The sequence below is a fragment of the Candidatus Competibacter denitrificans Run_A_D11 genome, assembly GCF_001051235.1.
GTDB classification, from domain to species: Bacteria; Pseudomonadota; Gammaproteobacteria; order Competibacterales; family Competibacteraceae; genus Competibacter_A; species Competibacter_A denitrificans.
Genome location: NZ_CBTJ020000045.1, coordinates 62682 through 83281, shown reverse-complemented (window position 1 = coordinate 83281; position 20600 = coordinate 62682). Strand labels below are relative to the sequence as shown.

Here is a 20600-nt window from a genome sequence, read left to right as displayed (position 1 = left end):
ATCCCGCCATGACCGACCGCTCAGATTTCAGCTTTTCCGGCCATTGGGCCGTCCTGCCGCCAGATCCTGATCCAACCGAGACCATGGAGTGGCTAGATGCGCTTGATGGCGTCATTGATCACGTCGGCCGCGACCGCGCCACGTTTTTGCTCCGCAAACTCTTCGACCGGGCGCGGGCGCGGCGAGTGGCATTACCGCCGGTCTGGAGTACGCCTTACTGTAACACCATTGCATTGGCCGACCAGCCGCCGTTTCCGGGAATTTTGGAAGTCGAGGAGCGATTGATCGGACTGATCCGCTGGAATGCGCTCGCCATGGTGGTGCGTGCTAATAAGGCATCTACCGAGCTGGGTGGCCATATCGCCAGTTATGCCTCGGCGGCGGATTTGTTTGAGGTCGGCTTCAATCACTTTTTCCGGGCGGGTCAAACAGGTGATTTGGTATTTTTCCAGCCGCATTCGGCACCCGGTGTCTACGCCCGGGCCTTTCTGGAAGGCCGACTCAGCGAAACGCAGCTCGACAATTACCGGCGGGAGGTAGCGGGTGCCGGGCTGTCGTCTTACTGTCATCCGTATCTGATGCCGGAATTTTGGCAGTTCCCGACGGGATCGATGGGTTTGGGACCGTTGCAGGCGATTTATCAGGCCCGTTTCATGCGCTACCTGGAACAACGGGGGCTGCTCGCCACTACCGGGCGCAAGGTCTGGGCCTTCGCGGGTGATGGTGAGATGGACGAGCCGGAGGCATTGGCCGGCCTGTCGCTGGCTGGGCGCGAGATGCTAGATAACCTCATCGTTGTGGTTAACTGCAACCTGCAACGCCTGGACGGCCCAGTGCGGGGCAACGGCTCTATCGTCCAGGAACTGGAAGGCTTGTTTGCCGGTGCCGGTTGGCATGTGATCAAGTTGCTATGGGGTTCAGATTGGGACCCGCTGTTCGCGCGTGATCCCGAAGGGGCAATTCTCAAGCGCTTGCAGGAAACGGTCGATGGTGAGTTGCAGCAATATGCAGCCACCGATGGTCACTTTAACCGCGAGCATTTCTTCAATAAATACCCAGAACTCCAAGCTATCGTCGCCCATCTGACGGATGAGGACATCGATAAACTCAAGCGTGGTGGTCACGATCCTATCAAAATTTACGCCGCCTACCATGCAGCCCTACAGCACCGAGGACAGCCGAGCGTCATTTTGGCGCAGACTAAAAAAGGCTATGGAATGGGTCATTGGGGCCAGGGCAAGATGGGCGCACACCAGCAGAAAAAGCTGGAAATAGATGCGCTGCTGGCGTTTCGTGACCGCTTTGCCTTGCCGCTGGCCGATGCCGATGTGACTGCGTTGCGTTTCTACAAGCCACCTGCCGAGAGTCCGGAACTTCACTATCTACATGCCTGTCGGCACGCATTGGGCGGTTATTTACCTGCCCGCAATGCCCAAAGTCCGGCATTGGCCGCGCCACCCCTGAGCGCGCTTAACCGATTTTTGCGGGGTAGTCACGAGCGCGAAGAATCGACCACCATGGTGTTTGTGCAACTACTTTCGCAGTTGTTGCGCGATAAGGTCTTCGGGCGGCATCTGGTGCCTATCGTCGCCGACGAAGCCCGTACTTTTGGAATGCAGGCGTTGTTCCGTCAGGTCGCTATCTATTCGGCTGTGGGCCAACTCTATGAGCCGGAAGATAAAGACGAGCTGCTCTACTACAAGGAATCCCAAGAGGGGCAAATTTTGGAGGAGGGCATCACAGAAGCTGGCGCCATTGCCTCGTGGATGGCGGCGGCGACCAGTTACAGTAACCACGGCCTTTCCATGTTGCCGTTCTATATTTTTTACTCCGTGTTTGGGTTCCAACGGATCGGTGATCTGGTGTGGGCAGCCGGTGATTCCCGTTGCCGTGGGTTCTTGATCGGTGCCACCGCCGGGCGTACCACGCTGTCGGGTGAGGGGTTGCAGCATCAGGACGGGTCCAGCCATTTGCTGTTTTCGGTAGTGCCCAACTGCATCGCCTATGATCCTTGCTATGGCTATGAATTGACGGTCATTGTGCAGGACGGCATCCGGCGAATGCTGGAGTGTCAGGAGGATGTGTTTTATTACGTGACGGTAATGAACGAGAACTACGTTCAGCCGGCTCTACCCGATGGGGTTCAAGAAGGCATCCTGCGGGGCCTTTATCAGATCCATGAAGCACCACCACAGACCACAGCGGGTGCTCGGGTCCAAGTGCTGGGTTCCGGAACCTTGCTGCGTGAAGCCTTAGCGGCTGGCGAGTTACTGGAGCGCGATTGGGGAGTTGCCGCCGATGTTTGGAGTGTCACCAGTTTCACGGAATTGCGCCGTGACGGTCTGGCGGTCGAGCGCTACAGTCGTCTGCATCCAGATGCCGAACCGGCGTTAAACTGGGTGGAACGCTGCTTGGCGCCGACCCAGGGGCCGATTATTGCGGTTACCGATTATCTGGGCACCGTGCCGGATTTGATCCGTGCTTGGGTGCCGCGCCGCTATGTGACGTTGGGGACCGATGGCTTTGGCCGTAGTGATACCCGTGCCGCGTTGCGCCGCTTTTTTGAAGTGGATCGTTATTATATTTGCATCGCTGCGCTCAAGGCTTTGGCTGATGAGGGTATCCTCAATCCGGGCTACGTGACTCAGGCCTTAGCCCAGTACCGCATTGATCCAGAGCGATCTCCCCCCTGGGCACAATGAGTTAGCCGTAAGCAATGCTGATAGGATCGTTACTGCCAAGAAGCACAATCTATGAAAAATAAATTAATTTTAGCGGTTTCTGGAATTGCCCTCGTAATGCTTTTGGGTATAGGGGGTTTTTATTATTTTCAGGCTCAGTCGGCATCACCCATTAAAATCGGTGTTGTTCTCCCGCAAAGCGGTGATTTTGCTGCATTTGGAATTTTGGGAATTCAAGGAGCACAGTTGGCGGTCGATGAAATCAATGCCCAAGGTGGTGTATTAAATGGAAAGTCTTTTGAACTGGTGATTGGCGATAGCCAGTCTGATCCGAATGTGTCTGTTAGATTAATGAGGAAATTTATTCAGGAAGAAGATGTTTTCGCCATTTTGGGTCCGGTGAGCAGTTCGGCGCGCAACGCAATGGTTGAGGTGGCGAAGCAATTTAAAGTGCCGCTACTGTATGGAATCGACTACGAGGGCGGTCAGTTCGAGCGTTATTTATTCTGTTATAGCCCAATACCTGATCATGTCATCGCACCACTCATCCCTTATTTAACAGAACAAGAGAATTCGAAGAAATTTTACATCTTTGGCTATGACTATGAATGGCCTCATGGCATGGCGAAAGCGGTTGAAAATGCAGTCAGTAAGGTCAATGGCCAGGTCGTTGGAACCGAATTTACCCCATTTGGGGTACAGGATTATTCCAAGACGTTTGATAAAATAAAAAGCTCTGGTGCTGATACCTTAATTTTGGTGATGTGTGGGCTTGATGGCCAGCGATTTGCCAAACAATTCTATCATTCGGGGTTACGGGGGCAGGTCAAGTTAGTAGCGATTGCTGCTGAAGAAACTTGGGAGACAGGATTGCCAGCGGAAGAGCTTGAGGGAATTATCACAAATGTTCATTTTGTACGTTCTCTTGAACGTAGTGAAGCCCAAGCATTTGTATCACGTCTAAAAAAGAAGTTTGGAGAAACGGCTTCGATCACTTATTCGACTGAATCACACTACGGTTTAATGATGATGCTACGAGATGCTATCCAAAAAGTTGGCCAGCTTGACAAGGAAAAAATTATAGCTGCCTTGGAGGATTCACAAATAACGGTTGGCAATGGAGTCGTATCGATGAGGAAGGATCACCACATGAATCTCAATATGGTTATTGCGAGATATCATGCTGGAAAATTGATTGCTGAAAAGCAAATTGGTTTAGTGAAGCCGGAAGATCAACGAAAAATAAGTCAATGAAGCTTCGCCTTAGAATATTCTTATGGTTGATCCCAGTACTGTTACCGGTATTTGTTATTCTTTATCTTAATTATATCGCTCAGCGCAATGCGGAGACAGAGCGCTACCTAAAAATGGGCGCATTAACCGTTGAAAAAGGTGCAAAAGAAATCAACGATTATCTTGATCTAAAAAACACCACCTTCAATCTTCTTTTAGAAGCATTATTGCATTTATCCGTTGATACTTCACACCTTACTGAAGAAATAGATACCCAGGTCGGGATTTTATTGAGGGTTAATCCCGGCTTTTCCATGCTAGCTTACACCGATCAACAGGGGAGAATCGAATATGCGAGGGTAGGTTTTAATCAGAATGATGTGCACTTGTTGCCGAGAGATATAACCGGCAAAATTGCACTAACTCTTGAGCAGCAAAGCCAGCTTCTCGACCGTTATCGCCTATGGCGTGACCAGGTGCCGAGTTTTGAGCAACAGCAGAAAGAAACACGAGAGCAGTTGGCATCTCTTTTATCGGTCAGTAAAAAAAATTCTATTCAATATAGAAAATTGCAACAAAGATTAATCGCTTTGCAAATGGCTCTTGCCCATCCGCCGGTCACTGTGTTTTTTGGCGGTAAAGACTTAGCGACTTCAGCCGGACTACCCTTTCAGGCAGATACTTTTCTCTTTGCAGTCCCGCTCATTACATCACAACAAGTGCATACCGGCTTTCTTCTCGGAGTGCTGGATTGGTCTGTTATTGAAGATAAATGGTTTTCAGTTAAATCAGATCTGAAGTTAAGTGGTATGCCGAGTGCTGATTTGATTATGTATGATAGCAAAAATCGTAAATCTCTTTTTAATCAAAACAAAGTATCTATTGAATCGTTAATAAATTTTACCGGATGGAATCAGGGATTGACTAGCTATATTCCCTCAGAGAAAGCCTATTTTTCTTCTGTTCCCTTGATCTCCCCAGATGATTTGGCTCTTGTCAATCAACAAATTATTTCAGTCGATTCACTAGAAATAGCAAATAAAAAATTTGAATATCGTTTGGTTGCGTATTTTCCTGAGCAAGATATTTTTTTCTATTCTAATGCTTTATTAAAGCAATCACTGACAGTCGTTTTAATCTGTATTTGCTTGCTGATAGCCGTCATTTTCATCCTCAGTCATCAAATTGCTCGCCCGATAATCAAGGTTACCGGGTTGGCACGTCAAGTTGCAGAGGGTGATTTTCATGAAAAAATGCACATTAACAGAAAGGATGAAATCGGTATTCTCGCTAATTCGTTCGATATTATGAGCGACCAGGTTCGCCAGAATCAATTAGAACTGCAAACGGCGAATCAACAGTTGCAAGCTTTGAATAATGAGCTAGAACATCGAGTGGAAGAGCGGACTGCCAAGATAGAAGAGCGGGAAAAACAATTGCTGCGTGAACGGAATTTTTCTGATGCGGCCATCAATAGCCTTCCCGGTATATTTTTTTTGCTAAACCGGCAACTCCAACTGATTCGGCGAAATAATACCCATCCACAAGCGATGGGCTATTCAGAAGATGAGTTAGCAAAAATGCATTTGCTTGATTTTGTCAGCGAGGGTGACAAACTCCGGGTGAAGAATGGAGCACGTAAAGTGTTCGAGGAAGGTGCGACCGAGATAGAAGTAGATATTGTCACCAAAAGCGGCTCGCTGGTCCCCTATTATTTTGTGGGCCGTAGACTACAAGTTGATGACCAGCCCTGTTTGCTAGGGATCGGTTTAGACATCAGTGAAAGAAGGGCGACCGCCATTACCTTGAATGATGCTTTGCATCGGGCCGAGGCTGCTAATCGTGCCAAGAGCACATTTCTAGCGACGATGAGCCATGAAATTCGTACTCCAATGAACGCGATTATTGGTTTCTGCCACCTTGCATTCAATACAGAGCTAACCACTGTCCAAAGAGATTATTTGAATAAAATTTGGGCGTCCAGTCAGCTTCTATTAAAAATTATTAATGATGTTCTCGATTTTTCCAAAATTGAAGCCGGCAAATTAACTATTGAGCAGGCTCCATTTGATTTAGAGCAAGTCTTTAGTAAATTGATTGATATTGTCCGGGTTAAGCTTCATGAAAAAAAATTGGAGATCATTTTAAGTATTTCTCCAGAAATACCTAAAAATTTGATCGGTGATCCATTACGCATTGGTCAACTGCTACTTAACTACACATCCAATGCCATAAAATTCACAGAAAAAGGCGAAATCTGCGTTTCCGCTAATATCCGTGAGTGGCATGGTGATAGCGTGCTGCTTTATTTTTCAGTGCGAGATACCGGTATTGGTTTGACTGAGGAGCAACAGGCAACTCTTTTTCAAAGTTTTCAGCAAGCGGATATGTCTACCACCCGAAAATATGGAGGGACTGGTTTAGGACTGGCCATCAGTAAGCGCTTGGCCGAGCTGATGGGGGGCGAAGTCGGGATGAGAAGCACTTATGGCCAGGGCAGTGTTTTTTGGTTTACTGCGCGCGTTGGAGTTGGTGATACAGACCCACAGAATCGGTTGCCAAGCCAGCGCTTGCGGGGGGTTCGGACTCTGGTGGTGGACGATAGTGCGGCCGCTCGCCTGGTCATGCAGGAAATGCTGACGACAATGCATGTCGCGGTCCGTATCGTTTCTGGAGGGCTGATGGCTCTAGACGCTATAGAGCGTGCCGTGGCTGAAGGGTCTCCTTACAACCTTATTTTTCTGGATCAAGAAATGCCGGGTATGGACTGCGCTGAACTGGCGCAGAGGATTAGAAATCTCGGCTTGGAGCCATCGCCTTATATTGTCATGGCTATTACGCACGATACCGAGCAAAGTACCCGATGGCTTGATGAGAGGATTGCCGACGCGCTTCTTAAAAAACCGGTCACATTTTCTAGTCTCTTCAACGTGATCGCTGGCTTTTTAGGGAGTGAGCAGATTGACAATAGCGCCTATGAAAAGACGCTACACGGTGTAGAACAAGATTTATCTGCCATTAAGGGCGGACGAGTTCTGGTGGTAGAAGATAACGAAATCAATCGGCTGGTTGCTACTTTATTTCTGAGTGAATTAGGGGTAGAGGTAGAGACTGCGGAAAATGGCCAAATTGCTTTGGAAAAAATTTACTCTCAACCCTACGACCTGGTCTTAATGGACATGCAGATGCCAGTGATGGATGGGGTAACGGCTACCAAGGAACTACGTAAAAACCCGCAGTGGCAGAACCTACCGGTCATTGCGATGACCGCTAATGCCATGCAGCAAGATTACCAAGCCTGTATGGCAGCCGGAATGGTCGATTATATTGCCAAGCCATTCGACCCGGAGCACCTAAAAGGGTTGCTTTTGAAATGGATCAAGCCACGAAGTGGCCTATTCAACAGCAGCCTTTGATCAAGGTCGCCTTTTCGCGCCGATCATCACCTATTTTCTAACTCCTCCAGACAATGGCCTAGACAATCACCCCTGCGGTCTATACTGAAATAGTCGCCTGGCGGTTTTCGCCATGCGCGACAGGCACGGGGCTGGTTGGGCGTTAAACCGACCGTATTCCAAAGGCGGATGCACCGGCCGGTTCCCGCGAAGGCTCGAACCCCTCTGCATGGGTTCGAGAGCAGGTGGAGGAGATCGACAATAATGATAAACGTCACCCGAAGACAATTCCTGAAAATAACGGCGGCCGGGTTAGGTAGTTCCAGTCTGGCGCTGTTGGGTTTCTCGCCCGAACCGGCGCTGGCGGAACTCCGCAACTACAAGCTGGCCCGCACCACCGAAACCCGCAATACCTGCCCCTACTGCTCGGTCAGTTGCGGCGTGTTGCTCTACTCACTCGGTGATCGCTCCAAAAACGTTAAAAGCGAAATTATCCACATTGAGGGCGATCCTGATAATCCGGTCAATCGCGGCACCCTCTGCCCGAAAGGCGCCGGCCTGCTGGATATGATCCACAGCGCCGACCGGCTGAAATATCCCGAAGTCCGCGAACCGGGCACAACGGAATGGAAGCGGATCAGTTGGGATGAAGCGCTCGACCGGGTGGCCAAACACCTGAAAGCTGACCGGGACGCCAACTTCATCAAGACCAACGACGCGGGCGTCACCGTCAACCGCTGGAACACCACCGGCTTTCTGGCCAGTTCCGCCGCCAGCAACGAAGCGGGCTATCTGAGCCACAAGGTGCTGCGCGGTCTTGGTAATATTGCGCTCGATACCCAGGCGCGCATCTGACACGCCCCGACGGTGGCCAGTCTGGCTCCGACATTCGGGCGCGGTTCGATGACCAACCACTGGGTGGACATCAAAAACGCTGATTTAATTCTGATCATGGGTGGCAATGCCGCCGAGGCCCACCCCTGCGGTTTCAAGTGGGTGGTGGAAGCCAAAGCCAACCGCAAGGCCAGGCTGGTGGTGGTAGACCCGCGTTTCACCCGCTCCGCAGCGGTTTCCGATTTCTATGCGCCAATCCGTTCCGGCAGCGACATCGCCTTTCTGGGTGGCGTCATCCATTACCTGCTATTGAACGATAAAATTCATCACGATTACGTCAAGGCGTTCACCAACGCCAGCTTCCTGATCAACGACAGTTTCAGTTTCACTGACGGCCTGTTCAGCGGCTACAAAGCCGACAAGCGCAGCTACGACGCCGCCACCTGGCAATATCAGCTCGATGAACAAGGCTTCGCCAAGGTGGACGACACTCTGCAAAATCCAAGCTGCGTGTTCCAGATCATGAAGCGGCACTACGCCCGCTACACGCCGGAGGTGGTCAACCAGATCACCGGCACGCCGCAGGCCGATTTTCTCAAGATTTGCGAGATGATCGCCGAAACCGCCGTGCCCGACCGGGTGATGACCATCTGCTACGCGCTGGGTTGGACGCAACACACCGTTGGCACTCAGAACATCCGCACCATGGCGATGATTCAATTGCTGCTGGGCAACATGGGACGGGCCGGCGGCGGGGTCAACGCGCTGCGTGGTCACGCCAACGTGCAGGGTATCACCGACCAGTGCCTCTATTCCGAGGTGCTGCCGGGCTATCTGGGCGCACCGACCGATGCGGATAAGACCCGCGAGGAGTATCTGGCCAAGCGCACGCCCAAGCCGTTGCGGCCGAACCAGATGAATTACGCGCAAAACTTCCCGAAATGGCACACCAGCCTGATGAAAGCCTGGTATGGCAAAGCCGCCACGGCGGAAAACGGTTTTTGTTACGACTGGCTGCCGAAGAAGGATGCCGCCTACGACGTGCTGGCGCTGTTCGAGCGGATGTATCAGGGTAAATTGAACGGCTTCATCTGCCAGGGCTTCAACCCGTTGGCCTCGGCCCCACACAAGGTCAAGATCGACGCTGCGCTGGCGAAGCTAAAATTCCTGGTGGTGATCGACCCGCTGGCGACCGAAACGGCGGAGTTCTGGAAGCACTACGACGAGTTCAACCCGGTCGATTCGGCCAAAATCCAAACCGAGGTATTTCGGCTGCCGTCCACCTGCTTCGCCGAGCAGGATGGCACCTTCACCAATTCCAGCCGGGTGATTCAGTGGCATTGGAAAGGCGCGGACGGCCCCGGCGAGTCGATGAGCGACACCGACATCATCGGTGGGCTGTTTGTCAAGCTGCGGGCGTTGTACGCCAAAGAGGGCGGTGCGTTGCCAGAGCCGGTGCTGGGTCTGGCCTGGCCCTATCGGATAGCCACGCAGCCCAGTCCTGAAGAACTGGCCATGGAAATCAGCGGCAAGGCGCTGGCGGATGTGGCCGATCCGAAGGATGCCACCAAGATTCTCGCCAAGGCGGGCGAGCAACTGGCGGGCTTTGCCCAACTGCGCGATGACGGCAGCACGGCGGCGGGTAACTGGATTTACTGCGGAATGTGGTCACAGACGGGCAATCTGACCGCCCGCCGTGATCCGGCCGATCCGACCGGTCTGGGCCAAAGCCTCGGCTGGGGCTTCGCCTGGCCGGCTAACCGCCGCATCCTCTACAACCGCGCCGCGTGCGATCTGAGCGGTAAGCCGTGGGATGCCAGCCGCGCCGTGATCGCCTGGGATGGCAGCAAATGGGGCGGCAACGACATTCCCGACATGCGGCCCGATGCCAAGCCGGATGAAGCGGTGATGCCGTTTATCATGAATCCCGAAGGGGTGGCGCGGCTGTTCGCCTTCGAGCGGCTGCTGGACGGGCCGTTGCCGGAACACTACGAACCGTTCGAAACGCCGCTGGACGCCAACCCGCTGCACCCCAACAACCCGCAAGCGCTCAGCAATCCCGCCGCGCGGGTCTATCCGGGCGATCTGGAGGCGCTCGGCAAGGCCAGCGAGTTCCCGTATGTCGCTTCAACCTACCGGCTGGTGGAGCATTTCCACTTCTGGACCAAGCATTCGGTGCTGAACGCCATCACCCAACCGCAGCAATTCATCGAAATCAGTGAGGAGTTGGCGCGGGAGAAGGGCATCAGCAATGGTCATCGCGTCCGGGTGCGCTCCAAGCGCGGTCAGTTGGTGGCGGTGGCGGTGGTGACCAAGCGTATCCGCAGCCTGACGGTCAACGGCCGCAAGACCCATCTGGTCGGTATTCCCTTCCATTGGGGTTTCCGGGGCGCGACCCATCCGGGCTACATCACCAATGTCCTGACGCCGTTCATCGGTGACGCCAACAGCCAGACGCCGGAATTCAAGACGTTCCTGGTCAACATCGAGAAAGCCTGAGGAGGTCGTCATGGCATGGCAATCGCTTGATATCCAACGCCGTTCGGCGACCACCACCCCGATGCCTGGCGCGCGCCAGGGGAACGAGGTGGCCAAGCTGATCGACATTTCCCAATGTATCGGCTGCAAGGCGTGTCAGGTCGCCTGCATGGAATGGAACGATCTGCGCAGCGCGGTCGGCGCCTGCACCGGCGTTTACGACAATCCCCTGGACCTGGACAGTAATGCCTGGACGGTGATGCGCTTTACCGAGATGGAGAACAACGGGCGGCTGGAATGGCTGATCCGCAAGGACGGTTGTATGCACTGCCAGGACCCCGGCTGTCTTAAGGCGTGCCCAGCGCCGGGGGCCATCGTCCAATACACCAACGGTATCGTGGAGTTCCATCAGGAGCACTGCATCGGTTGTGGCTACTGCGTCACCGGCTGTCCGTTCAACATCCCACGCCTGTCCGAAAAAGATCACAAAGCCTATAAGTGCAGCTTGTGTTCCGACCGGGTGGCGGTGGGGCAGTCACCGGCCTGCGTCAAGACCTGCCCGACCGGTGCGCTGCATTTCGGCAGCAAGGAGGCGATGAAGGATCACGCCGATCACCGCATCGCCGACCTTAAATCGCGCGGTTTTCAAAATGCCGGTCTGTACGATCCGCCCGGCGTGGGCGGCACCCATGTGATGTACGTGCTCCAGCACGCCGACCATCCCGAATGGTACTCCGGCCTGCCGCAAGATCCGAAGATCAGCCCGTGGATCGGGATTTGGAAAGGGCTGGCCAAGCCGCTGGCCATCGGCACCATGGCGGCGATCAGCCTGGCCAGTTTGTTCCATTACATCATCAAGGGACCGAACGCGATTTCAAAGGAAACTGAAAAGGAGGTGGAAGATGAGACGCGATCCTAATGATCTCGACCGGTACACGGCGGGGGAGCGGGTCATTCACTGGACGGTCGGCATCAGCTTCATCCTGGCCGGGTTATCCGGGCTGGTGTTGTTTCATCCGGCGTTCTGGCCCTTTACCCTGCTGTTTGGCAGCAGCACCTGGACGCGGATTTTGCATCCTTATTTCGGGATGCTGATGGCCCTGGCGTTTCTGCTGATGACGGTGTGGTTCTGGCGACTCAACCGGATGAGCCGGGTGGATTGGCAGTGGCTGGGGCGCATCGGCGAAATGGTCAACGGCGATGATCAGAACATGCCGGAACAGGGTAAATACAACGGTGGCCAAAAGCTGCTGTTCTGGCTGTTGCTGATCGGTACGCTCCTGCTGCTGTTTTCAGGGATTGCCCTGTGGCGGGCATGGTTCCATTTTCCGGTCGATCAAGTCCGTTTTGCCGCCGTGGTGCATTCTGCCGTGGCCGCAGTGATGATCGGTCTGATTATGGTGCATGTTTACGCCTCCATCTGGGTGAAGGGGACGATTCGGGCCATGTGGTACGGCACCGTCACCCGCGCCTGGGCACGGCAACACCATCGCGCCTGGTATCGGCAGATCACCGGCCTTGGTAATGGTCAACCGCGCTAAGCAGCCCCCCGGAGAACGTCGCGCACGAAGCGGCGTTCTCCATTTTTTCTGGATTGGATCGATGCAATGACCACGATTCTCCACCCTGGACAGCTTGCAGCCACCGGCGAAGCGCCTGCACTGCGTCTGCCGGCGCCTGATTTATTTGCGCGGCGGGCGCGGCGGCTGCGCCAGCTTGCAGTCGGCCACAGCATGGAAGGCTATCTAAAATTTGCCGCAGCGCTGGCCGAGGCCCAGCAACAGCAATTGGCGTGTTTAGCCACTCTGCCGCTGCCCGATCAGGATTTTCTCCAACACTGCCGCGCGCACCAGATGCCGCCGTTAGCCCCAGCCGGTTGGCAACGCGACCCGGTTTGGCGAACCGTAGCGGTGCAACTGGCCGCCGCACTCGACGCCATAGCCCCCGCGCCTGCCCGTGCGGCCTTGGCGCACTCGCGCGCTGCGCCGGTCGAGTGGCTGGAAGCTCAGGCGGACGCCTTACTGGCGGAAGATCGGGCCACGCTGGATTTAGCCTGCGCCCCGCTGATAGGCGCAGCGCTGCAAGTGTGCTGGACGCAACTGGCCACTGCTCTGGATTCGGCGTGGATTGCACCCGCGTCAACCCCGGCGCTGTGCCCGGTGTGCGGCGCTCCACCGGTCGCCAGCGTGGTCGGTGGCGCGGGCGATGCTGACAGCGGCTTGCGCTATCTGCACTGCGCCTTATGCGGCTCGGAGTGGCACGCAGTCAGGGCGCAATGCACTCAGTGCAATAACGACAAAGGCATCGTCTATTTTGCCGTCGAAGCCAGTCAACAACCCATTCAGGCCGAAGCTTGCCCCGAATGCGGCAGTTACTTGAAAATTTGCCGCCGCGATCAGCAACTCGATATGGAGCCGCTGGCCGACGATTTAGCCAGCCTGGCTCTCGATCTTTTGATGGGTGGGGAGAAATTTGCCCGGAGCGGGGTTAATTACTTGCTGCTGCAAGGCGAGTAAGCACCAGGCTATCCACTCAGCCTTTTCGACGCCAGGCGCAAAAGCCGGAAGTGTTCCAATTTGGATATAAGCCGGGTTGATCTCATGCTATCATGCTGCATGATTTCGTGGGTTTTGGAGTAAGCTCCGATGAATGCGGTCATCAAAACGGTGGGCCAAAGCGGGCAAATCGCCCTGGGGAAGGCGTATGCCGGTCGGCATGTGTTGGTGGATGAACTGGAGCCAGGCGTCTGGCTGGTGAAGCTGGGCGAGTTCATCCCCGATAACGAACGATGGTTACATTCGCCCACCGTGAAAGACGATCTCGATGAGGCGATCTCCTGGGCTGAGACGCATCCGGCAATGGCAAGCGATCTGGACGCCTTGACCCAGCAGTTGCCATGAGTCCACCAGCGCAGGGCGCGGATACGGTTCGGCTCGATCTGAATAACCCGGTTTTCCAACGCCAGCTTTTTGCCCTGGAGAAAAACCAACAGATCACTTTGTTGGCTACGCTGCGAAAACTGGCGGGTCTTGGCTGGCCGCAAATTTACCGCGATGCAGGGTTAAAGTGGGAATTGATCCATTCCCGAACCGGGCCGGACGGGCAACGCTTGTACAGTTTCCGCATCAGCCAGGGTTTCCGTGCTGTCGCCTATCGTGCCGAGGGTGGATGGTTGCGGTTGCTGTCATTGCACCCCGCTCATGATTCGGCCTATCGATAGCGCGGACTTCACCCCAGCTCGACCCTTGTCAATGACGACTGCACTGCCCTCCTGTCATCTCCCCTCCATTGACCGCCTGTTAAAGTGGCCGTCAGTCACTCCGCTGCTCGCTGAATATGGCCGAACGGCGGTACTGGCGGCGGCGCGTGAATTACTGGCGGAACTGCGCCAGCAATCCCGCCAGGATGGATTGACCACGCCACCCTTCACCGAAACGGCCCTGTCCGCTCAACTGGCCGAGCGGCTGGCCCGTGCGCACGCTGCTCGGCTCAAGCGGGTGTTCAATCTGACCGGTACGGTGCTGCACACCAATCTGGGCCGCGCGCCGTTGCCGGACGCAGCGGTGGAAGCGGTCGTCATGGCAGCCCGTTTTCCCTGCGCTCTGGAATACGATCTGGATTCCGGCGGGCGGGGCGACCGTGATGAGATCGTCGAAGGTTGGTTGCGGGAACTGACCGGCGCGGAAGCGGCCACCGTGGTCAATAACAACGCGGCGGCGGTGTTTCTGCTGCTCAATACGCTGGCGCTGCGTAAGGACGTGATCGTCTCGCGTGGCGAGTTGATCGAGATCGGCGGGGCTTTTCGCATTCCCGACATCATGGCGCGCGCGGGTGCGAAGCTGCGCGAAGTCGGCACCACCAACCGCACCCACTTGCGCGATTTCGAGAACGCCATCAGCCCACGCACCGCGCTGCTGATGCAGGTTCACGCTAGCAACTACGCGATCAGCGGGTTTACCGCCTGCGTGCCGGAAACCGAACTGGCGCAACTCGCCCACGCCCGTGGCTTGCCGTTGGTGGTGGATTTGGGCAGTGGGGCCTTGCTCGATCAAAGCCGCTGGGGTTTACCCCACGAACCGACCGCACGGGCAACGCTGGCCCACGGCGCGGATTTGGTGTCGTTCAGCGGCGATAAGCTGTTAGGCGGGCCGCAAGCCGGATTGCTGGTCGGGCGGCGTGATCTGATTGAAAAGCTGAAGAAAAACCCGCTCAAGCGCGCCTTGCGGCTTGGCAAACTGACGTTGGCGGCACTGGAAGCGGTGCTACGACTGTACCGCGATCCCGACCGCCTGCCGGAGCGGTTGACGACCTTGCGGCTGCTGACCCGGCCCGCTGCCGACATCGCCGCCCAGGCCGAGCGGCTGTTGCCGATGCTGCAAAATGCTTTGGCTGACTGGCCGGTTCACATCACCCTCGCGCCGACTTTAAGCCAGATCGGCAGCGGCTCCCTGCCGGTGGATCGCCTGCCGAGCTATGCGCTGGCCATCACCCCGCTGCGGAAAAAGGGCGGCGGCTTGCGGGCGCTGGAAACGGCGTTGCGGCAACTGCCGATTCCGGTGATCGGTCGGATCACCGATGGCGCGCTGTGGCTCGATCTGCGCTGCCTGGACGATGAAGCCGCCTTTGCCGCGCAACTCGCCGCACTGGCCCCGCCATGATTATCGGCACCGCTGGCCATATCGATCACGGCAAAACCGCGCTGGTGCGGGCGTTGACCGGCGTCGAGACCGACCGGCTGCCGGAAGAAAAAGCGCGCGGCATCACCATCGATCTTGGTTACGCCTATCAACCGCTAGCCGGTGGCGAGACGCTCGGTTTTGTCGATGTGCCCGGCCACGAGCGGCTGGTGCATACCATGATCGCGGGCGCGACCGGCATCGACTTCGTGTTGCTGGTGGTGGCAGCGGATGACGGCCCGATGCCGCAAACCCGCGAACATCTTCAGGTGCTCGATTTGCTGGGTCTTCGCCACGGCGCGGTGGCGCTGACCAAAATCGACCGGGTGGCGCCGGAGCGCATTGCGCAGGTCAGCGCCGAAATCCGCCAACTGCTGGCCCCCACCGCGCTGGCGGACAGTCCCTTATTTCCGGTTTGTGCGCTGACCGGCGCCGGAGTCGGCGAGCTGCGTCGCTATCTGGAACAAGCCGCCCAAGACCAGTCGCCACCCGCTAATGGTGGCGGGTTTCGGCTGGCGGTGGATCGCTGTTTTACCCTGACCGGCATCGGCACCGTGGTAACGGGCACGGCGCACAGCGGCGCGGTCCAGACGGGCGACCGGCTGCTGCTTTCACCTTCAGGCCGGGAGGTGCGGGTACGCGCCATCCATGCCCAGAATCAGCCGGTGGAACGTGGGGTGGCCGGTCAACGCTGTGCGCTCAATCTCACCGGGCCGGAAGTGGAGCGGCAAGCGATTCATCGCGGTGATTGGGTGATCGATCCGGCGTTGCATTTTCCAACAGCGCGTCTGGATGTGGAGTTGCGGGTACTCGCCACCGAGGCGCAAGCGCTGCGGCATTGGCTGCCGGTGCATGTGCATCTGGGGGCGACCGATCTCACCGGCCGGTTAGCGGTGCTGGCTGGCGATGCCATCGCGCCGGGAGAAATGGGGCTGGCGCAACTGGTGCTCGATCAGCCGCTGGCGGCTTTGCACGGCGACCGTCTGATCGTGCGCGATCAACCAGCCCAGCGCACCCTGGGCGGTGGCCGGGTGCTGGATGTGGCTCCGCCGACACGGGGACGGCGCAAACCGCAGCGTTTGGCGTTGCTGCGGGCCTTTTGCCAGACCGAGCCGCTGGAAGCGATGCAGGCGGCGCTGGCAGTCAGCGAAGCCGGTATTGATCTCGGCCTGCTCGGTCGGCACTGGAATCTGCAACCGGCCTCGCTGGCCGCCTTGACCACGCTGCCGGATACAGTGGCCGTATCCGGCGCCAACGGGATCATGCTGTTCAGCCGTACCCATTGGCAGTTATGGCGCGCGCGCCTGCTGGCCGCGCTGGCCGCCGAACATAGCCAGTTTCCCGGTCGGCTGGGGCCGGATCGTGAGCGCTTGCGCCGCATCGCCGCCCCGACGTTGAATCGGCCGATCTTTGCCGCTCTGCTCGATGAACTCACCGCTCAGGGGCAGGTGGTGCGCACCGGCCCGTGGGTGCATCTTCCTGAACATCAGGTGCGGCTTGCGCCCGATGACCAGGCACGCTGGCAAGCCGACCTCGCGCCCTTGCTGCGGGCTGTCCCCTTCAATCCGCCGCGAGTGCGCGATCTGGCGCAGCGGCTTGGGTGGGAAGAGGCGACCGTACGGCGCTTGCTGAAACAACTGGCGGGCATGGGCGAGGTGTTTCAAGTGGCCCAGGATCATTTCTTTACCCGTGAGGCGGTGGCTGAATTATCGGCGCTGGCCTTTGCTCTGGCTGAACAAGAGGGCGCGGCCCGCGCCGCCAGCTTTCGTGATCGAATCGGCGGCGGGCGTAAGGTCGCCATCCACATCCTGGAATTCTTCGACCGGCTTGGCTACTCTCATCGGATCGGCGACGAGCATCGCATCTTCCGCGATACCCTGCTCGGTCTGAACGACTCGAAACCATGAAGCAGTGTTTACGGAAGGGCGGCGTCATCCGGTGAGGCGGCCGGACTTCAAATCCGGTGGGGGCCGTCAGGCGGTCCTTGGTGGGTTCGACTCCCACGCCCTTCCGCCATTTTTTGGCTTTCTCCACAGTAATCGTTGCTTAACCTATTGACTGGCTGCTGGCCTCGCAGGCGAGTGGTCAAGTCGGTCGCCAGTCTGGCGCATGACTTTGATCGAACCACTTTCACCACGAGACTACCGTCATGCTCACTTCAGCAGTGTCCGCTGTTGCCGATCCGTCCTCAATACGCCTCACGACGCTGACCCACGGCGGCGGCTGTGGCTGCAAAATCGCCCCGGCAGTGTTGCGTGAGGCGCTGGCGGGTGTCTCTGGCGGCTTCCCCCATCCCGATCTGCTGGTCGGCAGCGCCACCGCCGACGATGCTGCCGTATTCCGCCTGAATGACCAGCAGGCGCTGGTCGCCACCACCGATTTTTTTATGCCGATTGTGGACGATCCCCGCGATTTTGGCCGGATCGCCGCCACTAATGCGATTTCCGATGTGTACGCGATGGGAGCGACGCCAATCCTAGCATTGGCCATTTTGGGGATGCCGATCAATACCCTGCCGCTGGAAGTGATCCGTCGCATCATGGAGGGCGGGGCCGATGTCTGCCGTACCGCGGGCATCGCGCTGGCCGGTGGTCATTCCATCGATTCGCCGGAGCCGATTTATGGCCTGGCGGTGATGGGGCTGGTCGCACCCGCGCAGCTCAAGCGCAACGATACCGCCCGGCCCGGCGATGTGCTGATCCTCGGCAAGCCGTTGGGGGTTGGCGTGCTCAGCGCCGCGTTCAAGAAAGGGTTGTTGGATACGGCGGGCTATGCGGAGCTGCTGGCGGTGACGACGCAATTGAATCAGGTGGGTCAGGCCCTTGGCGCGCTGGCTGGCGTCCATGCGATGACCGATGTCACCGGCTTTGGGCTATTGGGGCATTTGCTGGAGATATGCCGGGGTTCGGGGCTGGCGGCCTCAGTCCAGTTTTCCGCTTTGCCGATCCTGCCGACCGCGCTTCAGTTGACCCCGCAAGGCATCGGCCCCGGTGCGATAGAGCGCAATTGGGCTAGCTACGGGCATGAGGTTCAGCTTGATCCCAATTTACCGGACTGGGCTTGGCGCTTGCTGTGCGATCCGCAGACCAGCGGCGGCCTATTGGTGTCCTGCGCGCCGGAAACGGTCGGGTCGGTCTTGGAAAGCTTTCACGGGGCGGATTTTGCCGAAGCAGCGCGAATTGGAATGCTGGCGTCCGGTATGCCCGGCGTGACGGTGCAAGAATTGTGAGGCGTTGTTGTATAACTCCAGCATAAGGAAGTTATACAGAACTTTATAATTACTTGTTGGGCCTCTTGATCTACGACACACGGTTTCTGCATGGAACGTTACCCAGAACAAACGACAGCGACTATTGAAAGCCTCCGCAATTCCGGCTGGAGGGAAGCTCTCGCAGTTGGTGACCGCGAGGGCTATTCAAGCATGTGGCAAGCTCTTTCGACCGCCGCTCGGACGGCAATTGAGAATGGCTTGCTTTCTGAAGGTAAGGGTCTTTGGCTCCTCGCGGACGCTTGTTCGATGATGCTGAATCCCAGCAGCCCCAACGAGCCATTCAAACCGTTCATGGTCATGAACGGAAGACGCTCATCCTCACCAATCGACTTTCAGCGGTCGGATGTAGACCTCTTCGCTGCGTTTGTCGAAGAAGTCGACGACCCTTGGCTCCAAGCACGACTTGCTGATCTAGTTTGGCTGTTGATTGAACCGCGAAGTCCAAAGCACGCCTTGCTCGCTATTGATGCGTACCGCCAACTCCCTCTCGATTCAGAAACTTGGATTCGAGGCAGTCGGGAGTGCTGGCTGCGAGCGATAAGCCTCACCCTGATGCTTAAGGCCGGCGCCGGTGATCGGTTGAAGGAAATCGAAGCTGCAATCGTCGCAGCATTTGAAAATTCCAGAAAGGAAGATGGGTACCTTTCTCTTTGGCTTTCCGACGTGCTCGCAAGTCACAGGCTTGGTCACGCTCATCGTCTAGCTGTTGCTGCTAAGCTTGAAGCCACAGCCCGTGCCTTCGATGGCGATGGTGACCTGTATCGAGCCAGAAACTACTCTGATGCCGCATCACGATGGTTTCAGCAGACTGGCAACATAGCCAAAGCAGCGGAGATGACTGCTTTCCTTGCTGAGGGTTGGGTTAAGGAGGCGGTGGCCAGATTGTCTGCTGAGCAACCCAGCAACCTGGTTGCGGCAAGCTTCTACGAGAACGCAATCCAGTCCTATCGCAACATCCCTCGCAGTGAGCGAAATACTCACAGGGTCGACGAAAGGATTGCAGAGTTGCATAAGCATCTGAGCAATGCTGGCGCCAAATCCCTTGATGAAATGGGGCAGATCACATCACCGACTATCGACATTTCCGAGATAGTCGAAACGGCCATTGGCGCGGTAAAGGGAAAACCGACGCTCGATGCACTCGCAGCGTTCGCAAACATCTATCGTGGCGCGAGAGCAGGAAAGATACGCGAGTTCTCGGAGAAAATGCTTCGTGAGCATCCGTTACAGGCTCTATTTGCTGCGACACACATGTCGCGTGACGGCCGAGTGATTGCGAAACGTCCTGGCATGGGGTTTGGGGACGCCAACTCTGAGGAGTACAAGGCCACACTGTGGGCGGAGATGGTCAAGCACTACGGCATGGAGCTTGGCTTGATCGTACAGGGCGAAATATGGCCGGCACTCGAAATCTTGCGCCTTGAACACCGACTCCGAGCGGAGGATTTTATTGCCATCGCCAGTCGCTCCCCTATCGTCCCGACAGACAGAAAGCGCCTCATGGGTCGAGCGCTTTTCGCAGGTTACGACAATGACTTTGTTGCTGCGCTACACATCTTGGTGCCTCAAATCGAGCACATGGTTCGTTGGCATCTGAAGGCCGTTGGCGTCAAAACTACCACTCTGGATAAGGATGGCATTGAGAACGAGAACGGCCTTAGCACATTGATGAAGATTCCAGAGGTCACACAGATCTTCGGAGAGGACTTGGCGTTTGAGCTTAAGGCTCTCTTCTGTGACGCACTTGGACCAAACCTCCGAAATGAGCTGGCGCATGGGTTGCTCACCGATGAAGAATGTCAATCCACCTATGCCATTTATGCATGGTGGCTTGGCGTTAAGGTCGTGTTCAACACGTTCTGGAACGCAGCACGAAAGGCACAGAACCCAAGTGAGGAATCCTAGGCCATATTCGCCGAGGCCCAACCCATCATTCCACCGGACCTTGCGCATAAAGCCGCGCAAGGCCGGTGAATTCAAACGTTGTCGCGGACACTTCGCGCCCACACCAGCAGGGCGGCGGATTACCATC

The 20600-nt window shown here is 56.5% G+C and carries 13 protein-coding genes and 1 tRNA gene; all 14 read left to right on the top strand.

Translation table 11 applies throughout. From position 1 onward, the window contains the following. The first annotated feature begins 8 nt into the window (after window positions 1-8). The 14 genes from mdeB (at window position 9) to BN873_RS10820 (ending at window position 20473) form a co-directional block, all read left to right on the top strand. A complete protein-coding gene (gene mdeB / locus BN873_RS10890; protein ID WP_048673617.1) occupies window positions 9-2702 on the top strand; it encodes an alpha-ketoglutarate dehydrogenase in 2694 nt (897 codons plus the stop codon). 51 nt (window positions 2703-2753) lie between these two features. After that, window positions 2754-3935 carry a substrate-binding protein gene (locus BN873_RS10885; RefSeq protein ID WP_048673616.1) on the top strand — a complete coding sequence of 394 codons (1182 nt, stop codon included), beginning with the start codon at window positions 2754-2756 and terminating at the stop codon, window positions 3933-3935. Then, window positions 3932-7330, top strand: coding sequence for a response regulator (locus BN873_RS18790; protein ID WP_053085299.1), 3399 nt, complete (start codon window positions 3932-3934; stop codon window positions 7328-7330). Before BN873_RS10885 ends, BN873_RS18790 begins: the two co-directional genes overlap by 4 nt. A gap of 243 nt (window positions 7331-7573) precedes the next feature. Then, entirely contained in the window at window positions 7574-10642 is a 3069-nt protein-coding gene (gene fdnG, locus BN873_RS10870) for a formate dehydrogenase-N subunit alpha (RefSeq protein WP_082161225.1), read from the top strand. 10 nt (window positions 10643-10652) lie between these two features. After that, a complete protein-coding gene (gene fdxH, locus BN873_RS10865) occupies window positions 10653-11540 on the top strand; it encodes a formate dehydrogenase subunit beta (protein WP_048673614.1) in 888 nt (295 codons plus the stop codon). Next, window positions 11524-12162 (top strand): formate dehydrogenase subunit gamma, encoded by a 639-nt coding sequence (locus tag BN873_RS10860; protein ID WP_048673613.1) that lies wholly within the window; start codon window positions 11524-11526, stop codon window positions 12160-12162. Before fdxH ends, BN873_RS10860 begins: the two co-directional genes overlap by 17 nt. A 66-nt stretch (window positions 12163-12228) precedes the next feature. Continuing rightward, complete coding sequence (gene fdhE, locus BN873_RS10855) at window positions 12229-13137, top strand: formate dehydrogenase accessory protein FdhE (RefSeq protein ID WP_048673612.1); 909 nt, start codon at window positions 12229-12231, stop codon at window positions 13135-13137. A gap of 129 nt (window positions 13138-13266) precedes the next feature. Then, the gene (locus BN873_RS10850) at window positions 13267-13521 is read left to right on the top strand and encodes a hypothetical protein (protein ID WP_048673611.1); all 255 of its coding nucleotides are present in this window, start codon (window positions 13267-13269) and stop codon (window positions 13519-13521) included. Next, complete coding sequence (locus tag BN873_RS10845) at window positions 13518-13841, top strand: hypothetical protein (protein ID WP_048673610.1); 324 nt, start codon at window positions 13518-13520, stop codon at window positions 13839-13841. The genes BN873_RS10850 and BN873_RS10845 overlap by 4 nt, the downstream gene beginning before the upstream one ends. 25 nt (window positions 13842-13866) lie before the next feature. Next, window positions 13867-15279, top strand: a complete 1413-nt coding sequence (gene selA / locus BN873_RS10840) for an L-seryl-tRNA(Sec) selenium transferase (protein ID WP_374727162.1) — start codon at window positions 13867-13869, stop codon at window positions 15277-15279. After that, complete coding sequence (selB, locus tag BN873_RS10835) at window positions 15276-17204, top strand: selenocysteine-specific translation elongation factor (protein WP_048673608.1); 1929 nt, start codon at window positions 15276-15278, stop codon at window positions 17202-17204. The genes selA and selB overlap by 4 nt, the downstream gene beginning before the upstream one ends. A 12-nt stretch (window positions 17205-17216) precedes the next feature. Beyond that, a tRNA-Sec gene (locus BN873_RS10830) sits at window positions 17217-17313 on the top strand. A 133-nt stretch (window positions 17314-17446) separates the two neighbouring features. Then, window positions 17447-18526, top strand: coding sequence for a selenide, water dikinase SelD (gene selD / locus BN873_RS10825; RefSeq protein WP_048673607.1), 1080 nt, complete (start codon window positions 17447-17449; stop codon window positions 18524-18526). Window positions 18527-18616: 90 nt separating this feature from the next. Beyond that, entirely contained in the window at window positions 18617-20473 is a 1857-nt protein-coding gene (locus BN873_RS10820; protein ID WP_048673606.1) for a DUF4209 domain-containing protein, read from the top strand. Window positions 20474-20600: the final 127 nt, after the last annotated feature.

Coding starts and splice junctions, on each gene's coding strand:
- mdeB (WP_048673617.1), top strand. CDS start 9: ATGACCGACCGCTCAGATTTCAGCTTTTCCGGCCATTGGGCCGTCCTG.
- BN873_RS10885 (WP_048673616.1), top strand. CDS start 2,754: ATGAAAAATAAATTAATTTTAGCGGTTTCTGGAATTGCCCTCGTAATG.
- BN873_RS18790 (WP_053085299.1), top strand. CDS start 3,932: ATGAAGCTTCGCCTTAGAATATTCTTATGGTTGATCCCAGTACTGTTA.
- fdxH (WP_048673614.1), top strand. CDS start 10,653: ATGGCATGGCAATCGCTTGATATCCAACGCCGTTCGGCGACCACCACC.
- BN873_RS10860 (WP_048673613.1), top strand. CDS start 11,524: ATGAGACGCGATCCTAATGATCTCGACCGGTACACGGCGGGGGAGCGG.
- fdhE (WP_048673612.1), top strand. CDS start 12,229: ATGACCACGATTCTCCACCCTGGACAGCTTGCAGCCACCGGCGAAGCG.
- BN873_RS10850 (WP_048673611.1), top strand. CDS start 13,267: ATGAATGCGGTCATCAAAACGGTGGGCCAAAGCGGGCAAATCGCCCTG.
- BN873_RS10845 (WP_048673610.1), top strand. CDS start 13,518: ATGAGTCCACCAGCGCAGGGCGCGGATACGGTTCGGCTCGATCTGAAT.
- selB (WP_048673608.1), top strand. CDS start 15,276: ATGATTATCGGCACCGCTGGCCATATCGATCACGGCAAAACCGCGCTG.
- selD (WP_048673607.1), top strand. CDS start 17,447: ATGCTCACTTCAGCAGTGTCCGCTGTTGCCGATCCGTCCTCAATACGC.
- BN873_RS10820 (WP_048673606.1), top strand. CDS start 18,617: ATGGAACGTTACCCAGAACAAACGACAGCGACTATTGAAAGCCTCCGC.